Raw genomic sequence first — 15,824 nt, 5'->3', positions numbered from 1 at the left:
TGGCGCGTGTTGTCATGGAGCCATGATCGAAGACATCGAAACCATCGACGAGTTTCTCGCACGCCGCACGTCCGACGTCGAAGAAGCGGTCCGGCAGGCGGCCGCCGCCGAGATCATGCCGCGCTTCAGGCAGCTGACCGCGGACGAGATCGACGAGAAGAGCGGCCCGCACGACCTGGTCACGGACGCCGACCGCAAGGCCGAGGAGTACCTCACCGAGGTGCTCGCCAAGCTGCTGCCCGGCTCGGTCGTGGTCGGCGAGGAGGCGGTCCACGCCAATCCGGCGACGTACGAGGCGATCCAGGGACAGGCCCCGGTCTGGATCGTCGACCCCGTCGACGGCACCCGCCAGTTCGTCCACGGCGACACCGGCTTCTGCACGCTCGTCGCGCTCGCCGTGGGCGGGGTCGTCCACGCGTCCTGGACCTATGCCCCGGCCCGCGACCAGCTCGCCGTCGCCGTGCGCGGCCGGGGTGCCCGCCTCGACGGCGAGCTGCTGCGCCCGGGTGCGCCCACGCCCGGCCGTGACCTCGAGATAGCCACCTCCCACCCCGACTACACCACCGACGAGCAAAAGCGCGCTCTCCTCGGACTGCGCACCGAGGGCGTGCGGCCGCGGCCCTGCGGTTCGGCGGGGCTGGAGTATCTGGCCGTGGCCCGGGGCGAGTTGGACGCGACGGCCTTCTCCTGGGAGGCGGCCTGGGACCACGCGGCGGGGCTGCTTCTCGTCGAGGAGGCGGGCGGCGCCCACCTGACCCTCACGGGCGAACCCTTCCGCATCACGGGAGGAAACACGCTCCCCTTCACGGCGGCCCGCGACGAGACCACGGCCCGACGCGTACGGGAACTGCTGATCAACGGCCTCTGACCCCACCGACGCGTCCGCATGAGCCTGCCGGGACCGGGACCGGCCCGGGCTGTACGAGCTTGCCGCCGCCGACCGCAACGGGTGCCCGACGGTTCCAGTGGCGGCGTGTGGGTGCGTGGGCCGGTCATGTGGATGGCCAGGGAGCTGACCGGGCCGACGGCCAGGCGAGTGGTCGCCCGTCCCGGGGCGCCGGAGGCGCCGAGGGCCGTGCGGGGGCAGGCGGCCCATCCCGAGGACGGTGGGATGGCCCGAGGGAGCCGACGGTCGCGTGAGCCGGCCGCTGCTCACGGAGCCGGGAGCCCGGCGATACCGATGGCTGCGCGGGGCAGCCGCCCGGCCGCCGACGCCCGAGTGAACTCGCCGCTGCTGACAGCGGCAGAAGCCCGGTGGTTCCGGCGGAGGTGGAAGCGGAGGCCTGGGGGCGCCGACGGCCGCACGAGCGGTCCGAGACCGACGGCGGCCGGGGCCCAAGCACTCCAGGGGTTCTTGGGCCCGAGGTCGTCCGGTCCGGCACTGTCGCGTCCGGCGGCCGCCGCGTCGAGGGCGGTCGCGTTCGGGGCCGTGGGACGTCTTCCGGACGAACTGGCGGTTCCTGGATCACGCTGCACTCAGACATCGGCGGGTTCTGGATCCGGCGGCCTTCGGATCTGGGCGGTCCTGGATTTTGGCGGCCCTTGGACCCCGGCGGGCCCCAGACCTTGGCGGCCCAAGGAGCGGCGGGTCCCCGGCCCCGGCGGTCCAAGGAGCGGCGGGTCCCCGGCCCCGGCGGTCCAAGGAGCGGCGGGTCCCCGGCCCCGGCGGTCCAAGGACCGGCGGGTCCCCGACCCCGGCGGGCCCAGACCCTGTCGATGGCCCCAGCCCCACCGCCTGCTGAAGGGTCCCGTCCCCGGGGCGGCTCCAGGAACCCGGTGGCGGCCGGCACCGGCGATGGTCGGTGCTGTCGGGCAACGGGGCCCTGGCGAAAGCCCCCGTCCGCCGGACGACTCCCCGACTCCCAACCCCCCGCGCCACCAAGGCTGTCAGTCACCCGGCATATCCTGATGTCCAGTGGCCGTCGGCTGACAAAGGAGTCCGAAGGTGCCGTCGATGCTCGATGCGGTCGTGGTGGGTGCGGGGCCGAACGGACTGACGGCTGCCGTGGAGCTGGCCCGCCGTGGTTTCTCCGTGGCCGTTTTCGAGGCACGGGACACCGTGGGCGGCGGCGCCCGCACCGAAGAGCTGACACTCCCCGGCTTCCGGCACGACCCCTGTTCCGCGGCCCACCCCCTGGGTATCAACTCACCCGCCTTCCGAGCGATGCCCCTGGAGCGGTACGGCTTGGAGTGGCTGCACGCGAAGCTCCCGATGGCGCACCCGTTCCCCGACGGCACCGCGGCGGTGCTCGCCCGCTCCGTGGCCGAGACGGCGGCCTCGTTCGGCCCACGCGACGCCGGTGCGTATCGCAGACTGGTCGCCCCCTTCCTCCCCAAGTGGGACACGCTGGCCCACGACTTCATGTCCCTGCCACTGACCGCCCTGCCCCGCGACCCGGTGACGCTCGCCCGCTTCGGTCTGGCCGGGCTGCCGCCCTCGACCTGGCTCATGCGGCGCTTCCGCGACGAGCGGGCCCAGGCGCTGTTCGCCGGTCTCGTCGCACACGTCATGGCCCCGCTCGACGGCATCGCCACCGGCGCCGTCGGCCTGGTCTTCGCGCTGGCCGCGCACGCCCGCGGCTGGCCTGTCGCGCGCGGCGGCTCCCAGTCCCTCTCCGACGCGCTCACCGCGTACCTCGAAGACCTCGGCGGCACCGTCCACACCGACTACGAGGTGAAGCGTCTCGACGACCTGCCGCCCGCCCGCGCCTACGTCTTCGACACCTCACCCGCCGCGCTGTCCCGCATCGCGGGCTTCGGGCGGTACTACGAGGACTATCGCTACGGGGCGGCCGTCTTCAAGATCGACTACGCCCTGGACGGCCCCGTCCCCTGGACGGCCGAGGAGGCACGCACCGCCGGGACGGTGCAGGTGGGCGCGAGCCGCGCCGAGATCGCCACCGCCCTGCGCGCGGCCTCGCGTGAGGGCCGGCCGCCGGACGCCCCCTTCCTGATCACGGTGCAGCCCAGCGTCGTCGACCCCTCCAGAGCCCCGGAGGGCAAGCAGGTCTTCTGGGCGTACGGACACGTTCCGAACGGCTGGACGGGTGACCTCACGGACGCGATCGAGCGGCAGTTGGAGCGGTTCGCGCCCGGCTTCCGCGACCGCGTACTGGCCCGCGCCACCGCCGGCCCGCGCGAACTCGCCGCGCGCAACGCCAACTACGTGGGCGGCGACATCGCCTGCGGCGCCGCGTCCGGACTCCAGCTCCTGCTGCGCCCCAAGCTCTCCCTGTTTCCGTACAGCACGCCGCACCCGGCCGTCTTCATCTGCTCCTCGGCCACCCCGCCGGGCCCAGGTGTGCACGGCATGTCGGGGCACAACGCGGCGAAGGCCGTGTGGCGGCGCCTGCGCCAGTCCTGACCACCGCGCCAGCCCTGACCAGGGGCGGCGCAGGCCGTCACATCCGTACCTCGTTTCACAGGAAGAAAGCGCTGTCACGCGTCTCGACAACGTCCCGCCCCGGCCCGATCATGCGATGGGGCCGTGGCATGACCGTGACAGGAGACTTCCACATGATCAAGCGCAGATCGGTGCTGGCCGCGGCGGGTGGTGCGCTGCTCGGCAGTGCGCTGGCCACGGGCACCGCTCGGGCCGACGCGACCATCGGGGTCAACCCCGGTACGACGTACGGCAGTTGGGAGGGCTGGGGCACCTCCCTCGCCTGGTGGGCCAATGTGTTCGGCGCCCGGGACGACTTCGCCGACATCTTCTTCACCACCAAGTCCGTCGCGTACGGCGGCAAGACGCTGCCGGGCCTCGGCCTCAACATCGCCCGCTACAACCTGGGCGCGTCAAGCTGGAACACCGTGAGCGGCGCGAGCATGGTCGCCTCCGCCAACATCCCCGCGTTCAAGCAGATCGAGGGGTACTGGCAGGACTGGAACAACGAGGACCCCACCTCCTCCGCCTGGGACTGGACGGCCGACGCCAATCAGCGGGCGGCCCTGGTCAAGGCGACCCAACGCGGCGCCGTCAGCGAGCTGTTCGCCAACTCGCCGATGTGGTGGATGTGTCTCAACCACAACCCGTCCGGCGCGTCCGACGGCGGCAACAACCTCCAGTCCTGGAACTACCGTCAGCACGCCTCCCACCTGGCCGCGGTGGCGCTCCACGCGAAGAACAACTGGGGCGTGAGCTTCAGCTCCGTCGACGCGTTCAACGAGCCCTCCTCCAACTGGTGGACGGCGACGGGCACCCAGGAGGGCTGCCACATGGACGCCACCGTCCAGGCGGCGGTGCTCCCGTATCTGCGCAGCGAGCTCGACAAGCGCGGTCTGACCACCACCCTGGTCTCCGCGTCCGACGAGACGAACTACGACCTGGCCCGCACGACGTGGAACTCCTTCAGCTCGACCACGAAAGCCCAGGTCAACCGGGTCAACGTGCACGGGTACCAGGGCTCCGGTGGCCGCCGTGACCTCCTCTACACCGACGTCGTCACCACGGCAGGCAAGCGGCTGTGGAACTCCGAGACGGGCGACTCCGACGCCACCGGCCTCACCCTGGCGAGCAACCTCTGCCTGGACTTCCGCTGGCTGCACCCGACCGCGTGGGTGTACTGGCAGGTGATGGACCCCAGCACCGGCTGGGCGATGATCGCCTACGACCAGAGCACCCTCCAGCCGACGACCGTCCAGACCAAGTACTACGTGATGGCCCAGTTCAGCCGGCACATCCGCCCCGGCATGACCATCATCGACACCGGTGTCGGATACGCGGCAGCGGCGTACGACGCGAGCGCGAAGCGTCTGGTCATCGTGGCCGTGAACTCCGGCGCCGCGCAGAACCTCACCTTCGACCTGTCCAAGTTCAGCCAGGTCACCGGGGGCAGCGGCGGACTCGTACGCCGCTGGAACACCGTCACCTCCGGCGGCGGCGACCTCTACACCGCCCACTCGGACACCTATCTGAGCGGCAAGACACTGACGGCGGCCTTCTCCGCCGCGTCGGTGCAGACCTTCGAGATCGACGGAGTGGTCGTCTGACAGTCGGTTATCGCGTGGCGGCCGGAGCGCGATGCGGCGAGGATCGAAGACCGCATACGAGGAGGCCGAGGCCGTCATGACCGCCATCACCCTGGTCCAGGGAGACATCACCCGTCAGAGCGCCGACGCGATCGTCAACGCGGCGAACTCGTCGCTGCTCGGCGGGGGAGGCGTGGACGGGGCCATCCACCGCCGTGGCGGCCCCGCCATCCTCGCCGACTGCCGCAAGCTCCGCGCCTCCCACTACGGCAAGGGCCTGCCCACGGGCCGGGCGGTCGCCACCACCGCGGGCGAGCTGGACGCACGGTGGGTGATCCACACGGTCGGCCCGGTCTTCAGCCGCGAGGAGGACCGCTCGGAACTCCTCGCCTCCTGCTACCGGGAGTCGCTGAAGGTGGCCGACGAACTCGGCGCCCGCACGGTCGCCTTCCCGGCCGTCTCCGCCGGTATCTACGGGTGGCCGATGGACGACGCCGCCCGGATCGCGGTGGAGACGGTACGGGCCTCGCGGACGGCAGTCGAGGAGGTCACGTTCGTCCTCTTCGACAAGCCGGCGTACGAGGCGTTCGCCGCGCAGGTGCGCTGACTCCCCCTTCTCTCGCACGGGTCCCCCTTCTCTCGCACGGGTCCGGCTTCTCTCGCACGGGTCCGGCTCGGTTAAGGTTCGGGGATGCGGCGGATCTTGGTGGTGGGCAGTACCGGTGCGGGTAAGTCCACGCTCGCCCGGGGCCTGAGCGGTCGCCTCGGCCTGCCGTACCACGAGATGGACGCGCTGTACTTCACCGGCGCCGGGTGGGCCGTGAACGAGAAGCTGAGCGAGGACGTGCTGCGGATCACCGCCGAGCCCCGCTGGGTCATTGACTCCCTCGGCTCTCCGGAAGTCCGTGACCTGATGTGGGACCGGGCCGACACGGTGATATGGCTGGACTATCCCAAACGGGTCGTCCTGCCCCGCGTCCTGCGCCGTTCCGTCCGCCGCACCGTCACACGCGAGCCGCTGTTCGGCGGCAACAGGGAGACCTGGACGGGCTGGCTGAGCCGGGAACACCCCGTCTGGTGGGCCTGGTCCCAGCACGCGAACCGGCGCCGCGAGATCACCCGCCGCGCCGGCGACCCCCGCTTCGCGCCCCTCGACACGCTTCGCTTCGGCCACCCCGGCGACACCGCGGCTTGGGTGAAGTCCCTGTAAGGGAGCCGGACTACTCGAGCCGTGACACCTGGTAGTGGCGGATGTACCAGGCCTCCCCCACGCGTTGCACCACTACGCCGAGTTTGACGTTGAGGGTGGGGCGGTCGGTGAAGGAGAAGTCGACGCTCAGATATCCGAGTACGAGGTCGTCGGTGAGGCGTCTGGTCTCGAGAATCCGGTACGCGGCGGCCATGCCGATGGGCTGGGAGGCGTAGTACGCCGCGACCCCCGGCCTTCCGACGCTGTAGGGGTGCAGCCCCTGGAAGATCGCGTCCTCGGTGAACCGGGCGGCGACCTGGTCCGGCTCGTGCCTGTCGACGGCGGCCTTCCACTGGTCGAGGACGCCGCGCAGGATCGCTTCCGTGTCGCTGTCCGTCGTGCTGTTCATCAGGATTCTTCCCTCGTCGTGTTCCGTCAGTGACCGGCGCTCATGCCGCCGTCGACGTGGAGGATCTCGCCGGTGACGAACGGGGCGTTCTCCAGGTAGATCACGGCATCGACGATGTCGCTCGTCTCGCCCATCCGGCCGACCGGGTGCAGCCCGGCGAGGGCCTCGTGGGTTTCCTCGGCGTGCATCGGGGTCTTTATGGTGCCCGGCGAAACGGCGTTGGCGCGGATCCCGCGCGTGGCGTACTCGATGGCGAGGGACTTGGTGGCGGACTGGAGACCGCCCTTGGTCAACGAGGCGAGTACGGAGGGGACGTTGGAGTCGGCGTTGTCGACCAGGCTGGTGGTGATGTTGACGATGTGGCCGCCGCCCTGGGCGAGCATCTGCTCGACGGCCAGCTGGGTGATGCGGAAGAAGCCGGTGAGGTTCACGCCGGTCGCCGCCGCGTAGTCGTCCTGGGTGTACTCGTGGAAGGGCTTGGCGAGGAAGACGCCCGCGTTGTTGACCAGGGTGTCGACACGGCCGAACCGCTCGACCGCGGTGGCGATGACGCGTTCGGCGGTGGCCGGGTCGGCGATGTCACCCTGAACGGTCACGAGGCCCGCGTCGTCGGCGGGAGCGATCGTGCGCGAGGTGGCGACGACGGCGTACCCGAGCTTGCGGTAGGCCTCGGCGATGCCCGCGCCGAGGCCCTGCGAGGCTCCGGTGACGACAGCGACCCTCTGGTTCTGAGAGCTCATGGTGATCTTCTCCGAGTTCCGTGATGAAGTGGGTTCTTTTGACCGGTCATCGATCACGCTACTAGCCGACCGGTCGACTAGTTGGAAGTTAGGCGTGGTGGAGAGGAGAAGTCAAAGGTCAACAGGGGTCTGGCCAGGACCGAATCCCTCCCTGCTGGTAGGCGCGGCCTCCCAGTCCAGGTCAGTGGGCCGGTGCCCCTACCGGTGCGGATCCCCGTCCGGCAGCCACGCGCCCGGGGCGCGGATGCCGAGGTCCCCCACGCCGTCGCAGAGGGCGTCGACGACGGCGAGGACGGCCGGGCGGTCCTCGTTCTCGCGCCAGACCAGCGACCACGTCCAGTAGATCTCCGGTGCGGTGACCGGGCGCTGGACCAGATCGGGCGGCAGCGGGGTGGTCTGGCCCTTGGGGGAGTTGACCACCGGGCGGCTGCAGCGACGGACGTGATCGAAGAACGCCGATCCGGTGATGCCGCCGTTGGAGATGCGCACCGCACGGGCCCCGGTGTCCTGGGCCAGCTCTTCGGCGTAGACGTTCCAGGACGACCAGGAGGTGGTGTCGTCGTCGAGGAGGACGGCGGTGTCCCGGGCGGCCACCTCGCTCGTGTCGTCGCCGCCGGCGACGGCGTAGAGCCGGTCGGCGCCGATGAGCCGGGCGCGCAGGCCGCGGTCCTCCAGGTCCTCGGTCCGCACCCAGCACACCGCGAGGTCCAGACCGCCCGCGGCGACCCGGGCGGCCTGGGTGTGCGAGGGCGCGACCCATGCGTCGAGGTGAAGTTGGGCCACCGTGGCGGTACGGGCGGAGAGGTCCGACGGGAGCCAGTTGACGTAGCCGAGCCGTACCGGTTCCGATCCGGACAGTCGACCGGCCCGCCGCTGGAGGTCGTCGGCCCGCTCGAGCAGGGCGCGGGTGTGGGGGAGCAGGGCCGAACCGGCCGCGGTGAGGGACACCGAGCGACGATCGCGATCGAACAACCGCACGCCCAGGTCGCGTTCGAGCGCCTTGATCTGCTGGGACAGAGAGGGACCCGCGATCAGCAGGCGCTCGGCGGCCCGGCCGAAGTTCAGCTCCTCGGCGACGGCGACGAAATACCGCAGTTGGCGCAACTCCACGCTGGTCATGCTACGTCGGTGCGAGGCAGCGCCTCCCAGCAGGAAGGAAGCCTGTCGTGGCATCGCCCCGGTGGCTGGCGGACGATGGAGCTCATGGAAGCCCGACGGCGGACGACCTCAGCGGTCCTCCGGCCGGCCACCATCACCCCCCGCGACGCTCCGGTGCCCGCCGGACGTCCCATCGAGCGGAGCAGGACCATGCGCGAGTTCCTGGTCGAGATCACCACCACGATTCCCGAGGGCACCACTCAGGACGAGGTCGACCGGCGGCGTGCCGCCGAGGCGGTCCGTGCCCGGGAACTGGCCGCCACCGGCAACCTGGCGCGGCTTTGGCGCCCGGTCGGCGAGCTGCGCAGCATCGGCATCTGGTGTGCCGGTGACGAGGACGAGCTCCACGAGAAGGTGCTCGGCACACTGCCGCTGCGCCCATGGATGAGCCTCACCGTCACCGCGCTCGAGTCCCACCCCAACGACCCGGGCCGGACCGACGCCGCGCGGTGACGGCGGGGATCAGCGCCTGACACGCTCCAGGACCTGACATGGACCAGGACTGGCTCGCACCAGTGCCCGACATGGACCAGGACCTGAGAAGGATCACGGCCCGACATGGACTTCGTCATGAGCGTACGACCCCTGCGCGCCTCCCCGGCCCGAGGTGCCGGCGCGCCGCACTCGCCCTGGGGGCACGTGGCCCGGGCCGCCGCGGCACTCGCCGCGGGTATGGGGGTCGGCCGGTTCGTCTACACCCCGATCCTCCCGCTGATGCACGCCGGGGTGGGGCTGTCCGCCGGCGCCGGCGCGAACCTGGCCACCGCCAACTACATCGGCTATCTCGTCGGCGCGCTCGTCGGCATCCTGGTCCCCGCGGTGGTCCGCTCGCGAGCCCTGCTGCGCACCTCCCTCGTCGTGCTGACCGGCACCCTGGCCGCGATGCCCGCCACCCACGACACCGCCGTGTGGTTCGCGCTGCGGCTGCTGGCCGGGGTTGCCAGCGCTCTGATCTTCGTCATCGCGGTCAGCTCACTCCTCAGCCACCTGCGGGAGTACCCGGCTCACCTGCCCGGATGGGCGTTCGGCGGGGTCGGCGCGGGCATCGCCCTGTCGGGCCTGCTCGTCCTGGTACTGCGCCCCGTCGCCGACTGGCGGGCCGCCTGGTGGGCCTCGGCCGCACTCGCCGCGGTCCTCGCCGTCGCCGCGTGGACCCTCCGTCCCGAAGCGCCTCCCACGAGAACACAGGCCACCAAGGCCACCACAGTCACCGCGGCGACCGCGGCGACCGCGGATTCGAGCCACGCGCCGCGCACGCACCGCTGGTTCACCGCCCTGTTCGCCTCCTACACGCTGGAAGGCATCGGCTACATCATCGCGGGCACCTTCCTGGTCGCCGCGATCGAACAGAGCTCCCCGGGACCGCTGGGCGGCGGCGCCTGGGTGCTGGTCGGTCTGGCGGCCGTGCCCTCGTCCGCGCTGTGGGCCCGGCTCGGGCGCCGCTGGTCACGCCCCGACCTGCTGCTCGCCGCGCTCGTCGTCCAGGCGGTGGGCATCGCCCTGCCCGCCCTGATCGGCGGAGCGCCGGCCGCTCTGGTCTCCGCGGTGCTGTTCGGCGCGACGTTCATCGGGGTCAGCACCCTCGCCCTGGCCACCGGGGCCCACCTGGAGTTCCCCCGCTCCGTCGCGCTCCTGACCGCCGGATACTCCGTCGGCCAGATCCTCGGCCCGCTGGTGGTCGCGCCCCTGCTCCACCACGGCTATCAGCAGGCCCTGATCCTGGCCGCTTCCGTGGTTCTGGTGGCCGCCGTGGCCGCCGCCGTGCTGCGCATCGGCTTCCCGCACCACATGGTGGTAGTGCGAGCCACCGCCCCGGTACGACAGCCCGCACCGGCGGAAACCCGTACGGACGCGGGCAGCCACCGCTGACTCAGACGTGGAGTCCCTCATGACCACACCGCGGGACCTGTTGATGATCGCCATGGACGTCCCGTCCAACCGGCCCGTCGAGCAGGGCGACCTGTCGCTGGCCCTCGCGGGAGCCGAACTGGTCGACCTCATCGAGGCTCAGGCCATCACGCTGGAGGACGACCGCATCGTGCCCGGCGCGCGGTGGACCATGGGTGACCGTCTCTTGGACGGGGCGGTGGGGTCGCTGGTGCGGCAGACGCCGTACGAGTCCGTTGACGACTGGCTGTGGCGCCGGGGCCGTGGGCTGTCCGCGGCCTATCGAGCGGACCTGGAGGCGGAGGGACGGCTCACCCGGCCTCGCCACCGCTGGATTCCCTTCGGCGGCGGCCGTACGGAGGCGGCCGAGTCGCCGGACCGCAGCCACGCGGACGAACGCTGGACCTCGGGCGAGCCCATCCTCACGGTTCTCGCGGCCGCCGTGGGCATCCACGACGAGTCGACCGAGGAGGCCGCGGATCTTGTCGACGACTCGGTCCTGACTGTGCTGGCCGCCGTCAACGGCGCGGTGACGGAACTGGAAGCAGTACGGCAACGGCGAAGCATCGAAGACGCGGCGTTCGACAACATCTGGCGAGGCGGCGACGGCACATGACGTCGTTCACGACGTCATGCACGACGGAATGCATGAAGTCCCGAACTTGTCGGCCACCCCACTGTCCACACGCCGGTCAAGAAAGGTGAAATCCATGGACAGGCGTACGTTTTCCCGGATTTTCACCGTAGGAACAGCCGGAGCCTCGCTGCCGGCGCTTCCGGTGATACCGGTCTCGGCGGCCGACGGAGAGAAGTCCGCGATTCCGCCCGTGGCCCAGCCCGCAACGCACACCTCTTTCGGCCCGCTGAAGCAGATCCGTGCCGGAGAGCTGGACATGGGATATGCGGAGGCCGGTCCCGCCCACGGCCCCCCGGTCGTCCTGCTGCACGGCTGGCCCTACGACATTCACAGCTATGTCGATGTGGCTCCCAGGGTCGCCGCGGCGGGCTACCGGGTGATCGTGCCGTACCTGCGCGGTCACGGCACCACACGGTTCCGTTCGGACAAGACGTTCCGCAATGCCCAGCAGTCGGTGATCGCGCTCGACATCATCGCGCTCATGGACGCGCTGAAGATCGAGAAGGCGATCCTCGCCGGTTTCGACTGGGGAGCGCGGACGGCCGACATCATCGCGGTGCTCTGGCCGGAGCGCTGCAAGGCCCTGGTCTCCGTGAGCGGTTATCTCATCACCAACCGCGAAAGCAACAAGGCGCCACTGCCGCCCAAGGCCGAATGGGCGTGGTGGTATCAGTACTATTTCGCCACCGAAAGGGGTCGGCTCGGCCTCGCACAGTACAAGCATGATTTCGCGAAACTGATCTGGAAGAACGTCTCCCCGACATGGCACTTCGATGACGCCACATTCGATCGGACCGCGACCGCCTTCGACAATCCGGACTGGGTTCCCATCGTGATCCACAACTACCGGTGGCGACTGAGTCTGGCCAAGGGCGACCCGCGATTCGATCGTCTGGAAAAGCGGCTTGCCCAGAGTCCCGCCATCTCGCAGCCGACGATCACCATTGACGGCGAACTGGATCCGTTCACGCCGCCGGGAAACGGTGCCTCCTATCGCGCTCGTTTCACGGGCGCGTACGACCACCGGACGCTGAAGGGCATCGGTCACAACCTGCCGCAGGAAGCCCCCAAGGCATTCGCCGAGGCGGTCGTCGACGTCAACGCCCTCTGATACCCCCTGAACGGTGTCGTAGCGAGCGTCAGGCGCCCGCAACGGCCTCCTGCGGGGCGCGGGCACCGAGCAGGGCCAGGCAGTTCGCCCACAGGGGGCTGAGCCGACGGGTGTTGTTGTAGAGCTTGGCGAACAACACCTGGCCCTCCAACTGGGCGACCACCGCCCGTGCCGCTTCCTGGCTGTCGAGCACGGTGATCTCCTCGCGCTCACGAGCCTCGGTGATGACCGACTCGACCATCTCGACCTGCGCGTCGAAGATCTCCTGCAGGCGGGTGCGGATGGGCTCGGTGTGGTTGCTCATCTCCAGGGTGAGGTTCCCGAACAGGCAGCCGGAGACGGTGCCGCAGCTCTGCTGGCCGGCGCGCTGGTCGGCCTCCGTCTCCTCGAACAGCCGGTACAGCCGCCGCAGGGGTTCCTCGTCGCTGTTCAGGACGCGTGTCCAGGCGCTCTTCTGGGCGTCCCAGTGTTCGTCGAGCACGGCGAGGGCGAGGGCCTCCTTGGACGCGAAGAAGTAGTAGAAGCTGCCCTTGGGTACGCCGGCCGCCTTGCAGATGTCGGCCACCCCCAGCGCCGAGTAGCCGCGCAGCTCGATGAGCGACTGCGCGGCGCTGAGGATCTTTTCCCTGGCGTCGCTGGTTCGTCCCACGACGCAATTGTACGACCGGTCGACTATCTCCGACTGTGGTCGCGGCCGTGCCGTGAAACCGTCTGATCGGGTGGTGTGGAAGCACGAGCTCCGGCAGCGGGGCGTGGGCGTGCCGCCATGGGATGCGCGTGAGCCGTTCCGGCGGGGTGGCGGGTCTGTTGGGGTGGCTACATCGCCACGCTCACGCAAGCGGGTGACGGGGGAGCCTCCATGACCGAACTGCCCAGCGAGGACGCATCGGCCGACCTCGGCCCCCAGCCCGAGCCCCGCCCCGAGCCCCGCCCCGAGCCCCGCCCCGAGGCGCGGCCCGAGGCCTGGCGGGAGGCGCGATCTGAGGCGCGGCCCCAGTCCAGGCCTGGGGCTCGGTCCCAGGTTCAGCCTCAGGCGCGGCCCGAGGCGCGGCCGGAGGCGCGATCCGAGGCGCGGCCCCAAGCCGGGCCCAAAGCCCGGTCCCAGGTCCAGCCTCAGGTGCGGCCCGAGGCGCGGCCCGAAGCCCGACCCGAGGCGCGGCCCCAAGCCGGGCCCAAAGCCCGGTCCCAGGTCCAGCCTCAGGTGCGGCCTGAGGCCCGGCCCGAGGCGCGGCCCCAGGCTCAGCCCGAGGACCAGCCCCATGCCCGATGCGGGCCCCAGCGCCATCCCAAGCCTCGACCCGGCTCCGGGGCTCAGCCCAATTTCCGTCCTGGCCCCGCGGCTCAGCCCAAGCCTCGACTCGGCCCAGGGGCCCAGCCCAGTCCCCACCCCGGCCCCCGGCTCCAGCCCAAGCCCGAGCCCCACCTCGGGCCTGCGCCCGACCCCCACCCCGTGCCCAACCCCGAGCCCCACCTCGGGCCTGCGCCCGACCCCCGCCCCAGCTTCGGGCCTGCGCCCGACCCCCACCCCGTACCCAGGCCCCTGCCCGTGTCCCAGCCCCAACCTCAGCCCCAGTCCCAGCCTCAGCCCCAGTCCCAGCCTCAGCCCCAGCCCGGATCCCCGCCCTACCCCCCGGCACCCCCCGTCGAGTTCGCGGAGCTTCTGGAGGCGGAGTTCGGTCGTCGGTGGCCGGGGCGCTCGGTGGGGCTGGACGCCGTGCACCGGTACGCGATGATCCCGCCGGGCAAGCTCCTGCGGCCCTCGCTGCTGCTGCACGCGGCGCTCACGGTGGGCGGTGAGCTGGCCGCGGTGCTGCCCGCCGCGGTCGGTATCGAGGGGGCGCACGTCGGCAGCCTCCTGCACGACGACATCATCGACCGCGACACCGAGCGGCGCGGTCGCGCGGCCGTCCACACGGAGTTCGGACCCGCTCAGGCCGTCGTCGCGGGCAACGCCCTGTTCTTCTCCTGGTTCGCGGCGCTTTCCGAGTGCCGTCGCCTTGGAGTGTCCGCCGACCGTGTCGAACGCGCCATGGCCGTGCAGGCCGAGGCCGGGGTCGCGATCTGCCGGGGCGCCTTCGACGAACTGGCGATGCGCGGTGACCTGGAGCTGGGCGTCGGCGCGTATGTGGCGATGGCCCGGGCGAAGACCGCCGTGCTGCTGGCGGCCGCCTGCCGTGTGGGCGCCATCCTCGGCGGCGGCGACGCCCCGACGACGGAACTGCTCGGCGACTTCGGCGACCACCTCGGGATCTGCTTCCAGATCCGCGACGACGTGCTGCCGTACGACCCGATCGCCGCGCGCGCCATGGGCAAGCCCTCCGACAGCGACGTACGCAACCGCTGTCCCACGCTGCCCGTGCTGATCGCCCACCGGCGCGCGGACCCCGAGAGCCGCGCGGCGCTGCGCCACGCCCTGCTGGACGAGACCGAACCGGCGCTCGCCCTGTGCCGGATCCGCGCCGTGCTGGAGCGGACCGGCGCCCTGGACACCGCGCACGCGATGGCCGACGAGTACGCCCGCAGGGCCCGCGAACTCCTCACCCGACTGCCCGCCACCGCTCACATGGCCCACGTCCGCGCCCTGGCGCTCCTCACCCGGCCGGCGCACTGAGCCGTATCGGATCACCCAGGAACCCGAGAGGGGTGCCTGCGGGGAACGGCCTCCCGGAGGCATGGCCGCGCGTTCAGGATGCGTTCAGGCTGCGGCTGTCGCGTTGATCGGCGTGGCGCGCCGGCATGCGCAACACTGAGCCAATGGACACGCGCCCTCCTGCGGCCGTGGCCCTGGGGGGACGTCGATGCACCCCCCCAGGAGCGAACGTTGAACAAGACGGAACGCGTCGCCGACCCCCAAGTCGCCGACCCCGGCACCTCCGTGATGAAGAAGCTGCCAGAGGTGACCCTGGCCTTCTGGATCATGAAGATCGCAGCGACGACACTCGGCGAGACCGCGGGCGACCTGTTCGCACAGACCCTCAAGCTGGGCTACTTCCTCACCACGGTCCTGCTGTTCCTGGTCTTCGTGGTCACGCTGGTCGTGCAGCTCAGGTCGCGTCGGTACAACCCCTTCTTCTACTGGACGGTGATCCTTTCCACCAGCATGGCGGGCACCACGATGTCCGACTTCATGAACCGTGACGCCAGCGCCAAGTACCTCTCCGGCGGGGCCACCTCGCTGGGCTGGGGTCCGCAGGGCCTGGGACTCGGGTACCCCGCGGGCGCCGCGATCCTGATCTCGCTGCTGGTCGTGATCTTCACCGTCTGGAAGTTCACCGGGATGACGTTCGTCATCCGCGACATCGTGACCTTCCGGGCCGAGGCCCTCTTCTGGTCGGCGATCCTCGTGTCGAACACCCTCGGCACCTCGATGGGCGACTTCCTGTCGGACAGCTCCGGGCTCGGTTACGCGGGCGGCGCGCTGCTCGTCACCGGGCTGCTCGCGGTCCTCGTCGCGCTGATGCCCGTCCCCGCGGTGCCGAACGTGGTGCTGTTCTGGATCGCCTTCGTCCTCACCCGCCCGCTCGGCGCGACCGCGGGCGACTTCCTCACCAAGCCGACCGCCAAGGGCGGGCTCGACCTCGGTACGGCGGGTTCGTCGGCCGTGCTGTTCGGGCTGCTCGTCGGTCTCATGGGCTACGCCCACCTGCGGGAGCGCAGGACGCTCGCCACCTGAGGCCGGCGACCTAGGCCTGATCCAGGACCCAGGCCTGATCCAGGACCCAGGC

At 71.1% G+C, this 15,824-nt stretch carries 15 protein-coding genes; 11 read left to right on the top strand and 4 right to left on the bottom strand.

The window, feature by feature from the left end:
* Nucleotides 1-22 precede the first annotated feature (22 nt).
* The 5 genes from ACIQTP_RS41960 (at nucleotide 23) to ACIQTP_RS41940 (ending at nucleotide 6,178) form a co-directional block, all read left to right on the top strand.
* Entirely contained in the window at nucleotides 23-868 is an 846-nt protein-coding gene (locus tag ACIQTP_RS41960) for an inositol monophosphatase family protein (RefSeq protein WP_403410187.1), read from the top strand.
* A gap of 1,086 nt (nucleotides 869-1,954) precedes the next feature.
* A complete protein-coding gene (locus ACIQTP_RS41955; RefSeq protein WP_403410184.1) occupies nucleotides 1,955-3,364 on the top strand; it encodes a phytoene desaturase family protein in 1,410 nt (469 codons plus the stop codon).
* A 152-nt stretch (nucleotides 3,365-3,516) separates the two neighbouring features.
* Entirely contained in the window at nucleotides 3,517-4,989 is a 1,473-nt protein-coding gene (locus tag ACIQTP_RS41950; protein WP_403410375.1) for a beta-1,6-galactanase, read from the top strand.
* A 76-nt stretch (nucleotides 4,990-5,065) separates the two neighbouring features.
* Entirely contained in the window at nucleotides 5,066-5,575 is a 510-nt protein-coding gene (locus ACIQTP_RS41945; RefSeq protein ID WP_403410181.1) for an O-acetyl-ADP-ribose deacetylase, read from the top strand.
* Between the two features lie 84 nt (nucleotides 5,576-5,659).
* Complete coding sequence (locus tag ACIQTP_RS41940) at nucleotides 5,660-6,178, top strand: adenylate kinase (protein WP_403410178.1); 519 nt, start codon at nucleotides 5,660-5,662, stop codon at nucleotides 6,176-6,178.
* A 10-nt stretch (nucleotides 6,179-6,188) separates the two neighbouring features.
* On the opposite strand, the gene ACIQTP_RS41935 is transcribed toward ACIQTP_RS41940, so the two are convergent.
* The 3 genes from ACIQTP_RS41935 to ACIQTP_RS41925 all read right to left on the bottom strand — a co-directional run bounded on the left by ACIQTP_RS41935 (nucleotide 6,189) and on the right by ACIQTP_RS41925 (nucleotide 8,425).
* Nucleotides 6,189-6,566 (bottom strand): hypothetical protein, encoded by a 378-nt coding sequence (locus tag ACIQTP_RS41935; protein WP_403410175.1) that lies wholly within the window; start codon nucleotides 6,564-6,566, stop codon nucleotides 6,189-6,191.
* A gap of 26 nt (nucleotides 6,567-6,592) precedes the next feature.
* Nucleotides 6,593-7,306 (bottom strand): SDR family NAD(P)-dependent oxidoreductase, encoded by a 714-nt coding sequence (locus tag ACIQTP_RS41930; protein ID WP_403410172.1) that lies wholly within the window; start codon nucleotides 7,304-7,306, stop codon nucleotides 6,593-6,595.
* A 198-nt stretch (nucleotides 7,307-7,504) separates the two neighbouring features.
* Complete coding sequence (locus ACIQTP_RS41925; protein WP_403410169.1) at nucleotides 7,505-8,425, bottom strand: LysR family transcriptional regulator; 921 nt, start codon at nucleotides 8,423-8,425, stop codon at nucleotides 7,505-7,507.
* Between the two features lie 189 nt (nucleotides 8,426-8,614).
* Between ACIQTP_RS41925 and ACIQTP_RS41920 the strand changes: the two genes are divergently transcribed.
* The 4 genes from ACIQTP_RS41920 to ACIQTP_RS41905 all read left to right on the top strand — a co-directional run bounded on the left by ACIQTP_RS41920 (nucleotide 8,615) and on the right by ACIQTP_RS41905 (nucleotide 12,099).
* Nucleotides 8,615-8,917 carry a muconolactone Delta-isomerase family protein gene (locus tag ACIQTP_RS41920; protein ID WP_054230335.1) on the top strand — a complete coding sequence of 101 codons (303 nt, stop codon included), beginning with the start codon at nucleotides 8,615-8,617 and terminating at the stop codon, nucleotides 8,915-8,917.
* 117 nt (nucleotides 8,918-9,034) lie between these two features.
* Nucleotides 9,035-10,333 carry a YbfB/YjiJ family MFS transporter gene (locus tag ACIQTP_RS41915; RefSeq protein WP_403410166.1) on the top strand — a complete coding sequence of 433 codons (1,299 nt, stop codon included), beginning with the start codon at nucleotides 9,035-9,037 and terminating at the stop codon, nucleotides 10,331-10,333.
* A gap of 19 nt (nucleotides 10,334-10,352) precedes the next feature.
* Nucleotides 10,353-10,967: a GPP34 family phosphoprotein gene (locus ACIQTP_RS41910; RefSeq protein ID WP_403410163.1), complete on the top strand. Its 615-nt coding sequence runs from the start codon at nucleotides 10,353-10,355 to the stop codon at nucleotides 10,965-10,967.
* A 94-nt stretch (nucleotides 10,968-11,061) separates the two neighbouring features.
* Entirely contained in the window at nucleotides 11,062-12,099 is a 1,038-nt protein-coding gene (locus tag ACIQTP_RS41905; RefSeq protein WP_403410160.1) for an alpha/beta fold hydrolase, read from the top strand.
* Nucleotides 12,100-12,127: 28 nt separating this feature from the next.
* Here ACIQTP_RS41905 and ACIQTP_RS41900 read toward each other — a convergent pair whose 3' ends face one another.
* Nucleotides 12,128-12,748, bottom strand: a complete 621-nt coding sequence (locus tag ACIQTP_RS41900; RefSeq protein WP_402045411.1) for a TetR/AcrR family transcriptional regulator — start codon at nucleotides 12,746-12,748, stop codon at nucleotides 12,128-12,130.
* Nucleotides 12,749-13,798: 1,050 nt separating this feature from the next.
* Between ACIQTP_RS41900 and ACIQTP_RS41895 the strand changes: the two genes are divergently transcribed.
* Nucleotides 13,799-14,710 (top strand): polyprenyl synthetase family protein, encoded by a 912-nt coding sequence (locus tag ACIQTP_RS41895; protein ID WP_403410157.1) that lies wholly within the window; start codon nucleotides 13,799-13,801, stop codon nucleotides 14,708-14,710.
* Between the two features lie 210 nt (nucleotides 14,711-14,920).
* Nucleotides 14,921-15,772 (top strand): hypothetical protein, encoded by an 852-nt coding sequence (locus ACIQTP_RS41890; protein WP_403410154.1) that lies wholly within the window; start codon nucleotides 14,921-14,923, stop codon nucleotides 15,770-15,772.
* The last annotated feature ends 52 nt before the right edge of the window (nucleotides 15,773-15,824 follow it).

Origin of the sequence: Streptomyces sp. NPDC090798, assembly GCF_044768965.1 — a bacterium.
Lineage (GTDB): Bacteria > Actinomycetota > Actinomycetes > Streptomycetales > Streptomycetaceae > Streptomyces.
This window is presented reverse-complemented; position numbering and strand designations above follow the sequence as displayed.

What these genes read in the sequence shown, in the direction of transcription:
- ACIQTP_RS41960 (WP_403410187.1), top strand. Translation starts at nt 23, where the DNA reads ATGATCGAAGACATCGAAACCATCGACGAGTTTCTCGCACGCCGCACG.
- ACIQTP_RS41955 (WP_403410184.1), top strand. Translation starts at nt 1,955, where the DNA reads ATGCTCGATGCGGTCGTGGTGGGTGCGGGGCCGAACGGACTGACGGCT.
- ACIQTP_RS41950 (WP_403410375.1), top strand. Translation starts at nt 3,517, where the DNA reads ATGATCAAGCGCAGATCGGTGCTGGCCGCGGCGGGTGGTGCGCTGCTC.
- ACIQTP_RS41945 (WP_403410181.1), top strand. Translation starts at nt 5,066, where the DNA reads ATGACCGCCATCACCCTGGTCCAGGGAGACATCACCCGTCAGAGCGCC.
- ACIQTP_RS41940 (WP_403410178.1), top strand. Translation starts at nt 5,660, where the DNA reads ATGCGGCGGATCTTGGTGGTGGGCAGTACCGGTGCGGGTAAGTCCACG.
- ACIQTP_RS41935 (WP_403410175.1), bottom strand. Translation starts at nt 6,566, where the DNA reads ATGAACAGCACGACGGACAGCGACACGGAAGCGATCCTGCGCGGCGTC.
- ACIQTP_RS41930 (WP_403410172.1), bottom strand. Translation starts at nt 7,306, where the DNA reads ATGAGCTCTCAGAACCAGAGGGTCGCTGTCGTCACCGGAGCCTCGCAG.
- ACIQTP_RS41925 (WP_403410169.1), bottom strand. Translation starts at nt 8,425, where the DNA reads ATGACCAGCGTGGAGTTGCGCCAACTGCGGTATTTCGTCGCCGTCGCC.
- ACIQTP_RS41920 (WP_054230335.1), top strand. Translation starts at nt 8,615, where the DNA reads ATGCGCGAGTTCCTGGTCGAGATCACCACCACGATTCCCGAGGGCACC.
- ACIQTP_RS41915 (WP_403410166.1), top strand. Translation starts at nt 9,035, where the DNA reads ATGAGCGTACGACCCCTGCGCGCCTCCCCGGCCCGAGGTGCCGGCGCG.
- ACIQTP_RS41910 (WP_403410163.1), top strand. Translation starts at nt 10,353, where the DNA reads ATGACCACACCGCGGGACCTGTTGATGATCGCCATGGACGTCCCGTCC.
- ACIQTP_RS41905 (WP_403410160.1), top strand. Translation starts at nt 11,062, where the DNA reads ATGGACAGGCGTACGTTTTCCCGGATTTTCACCGTAGGAACAGCCGGA.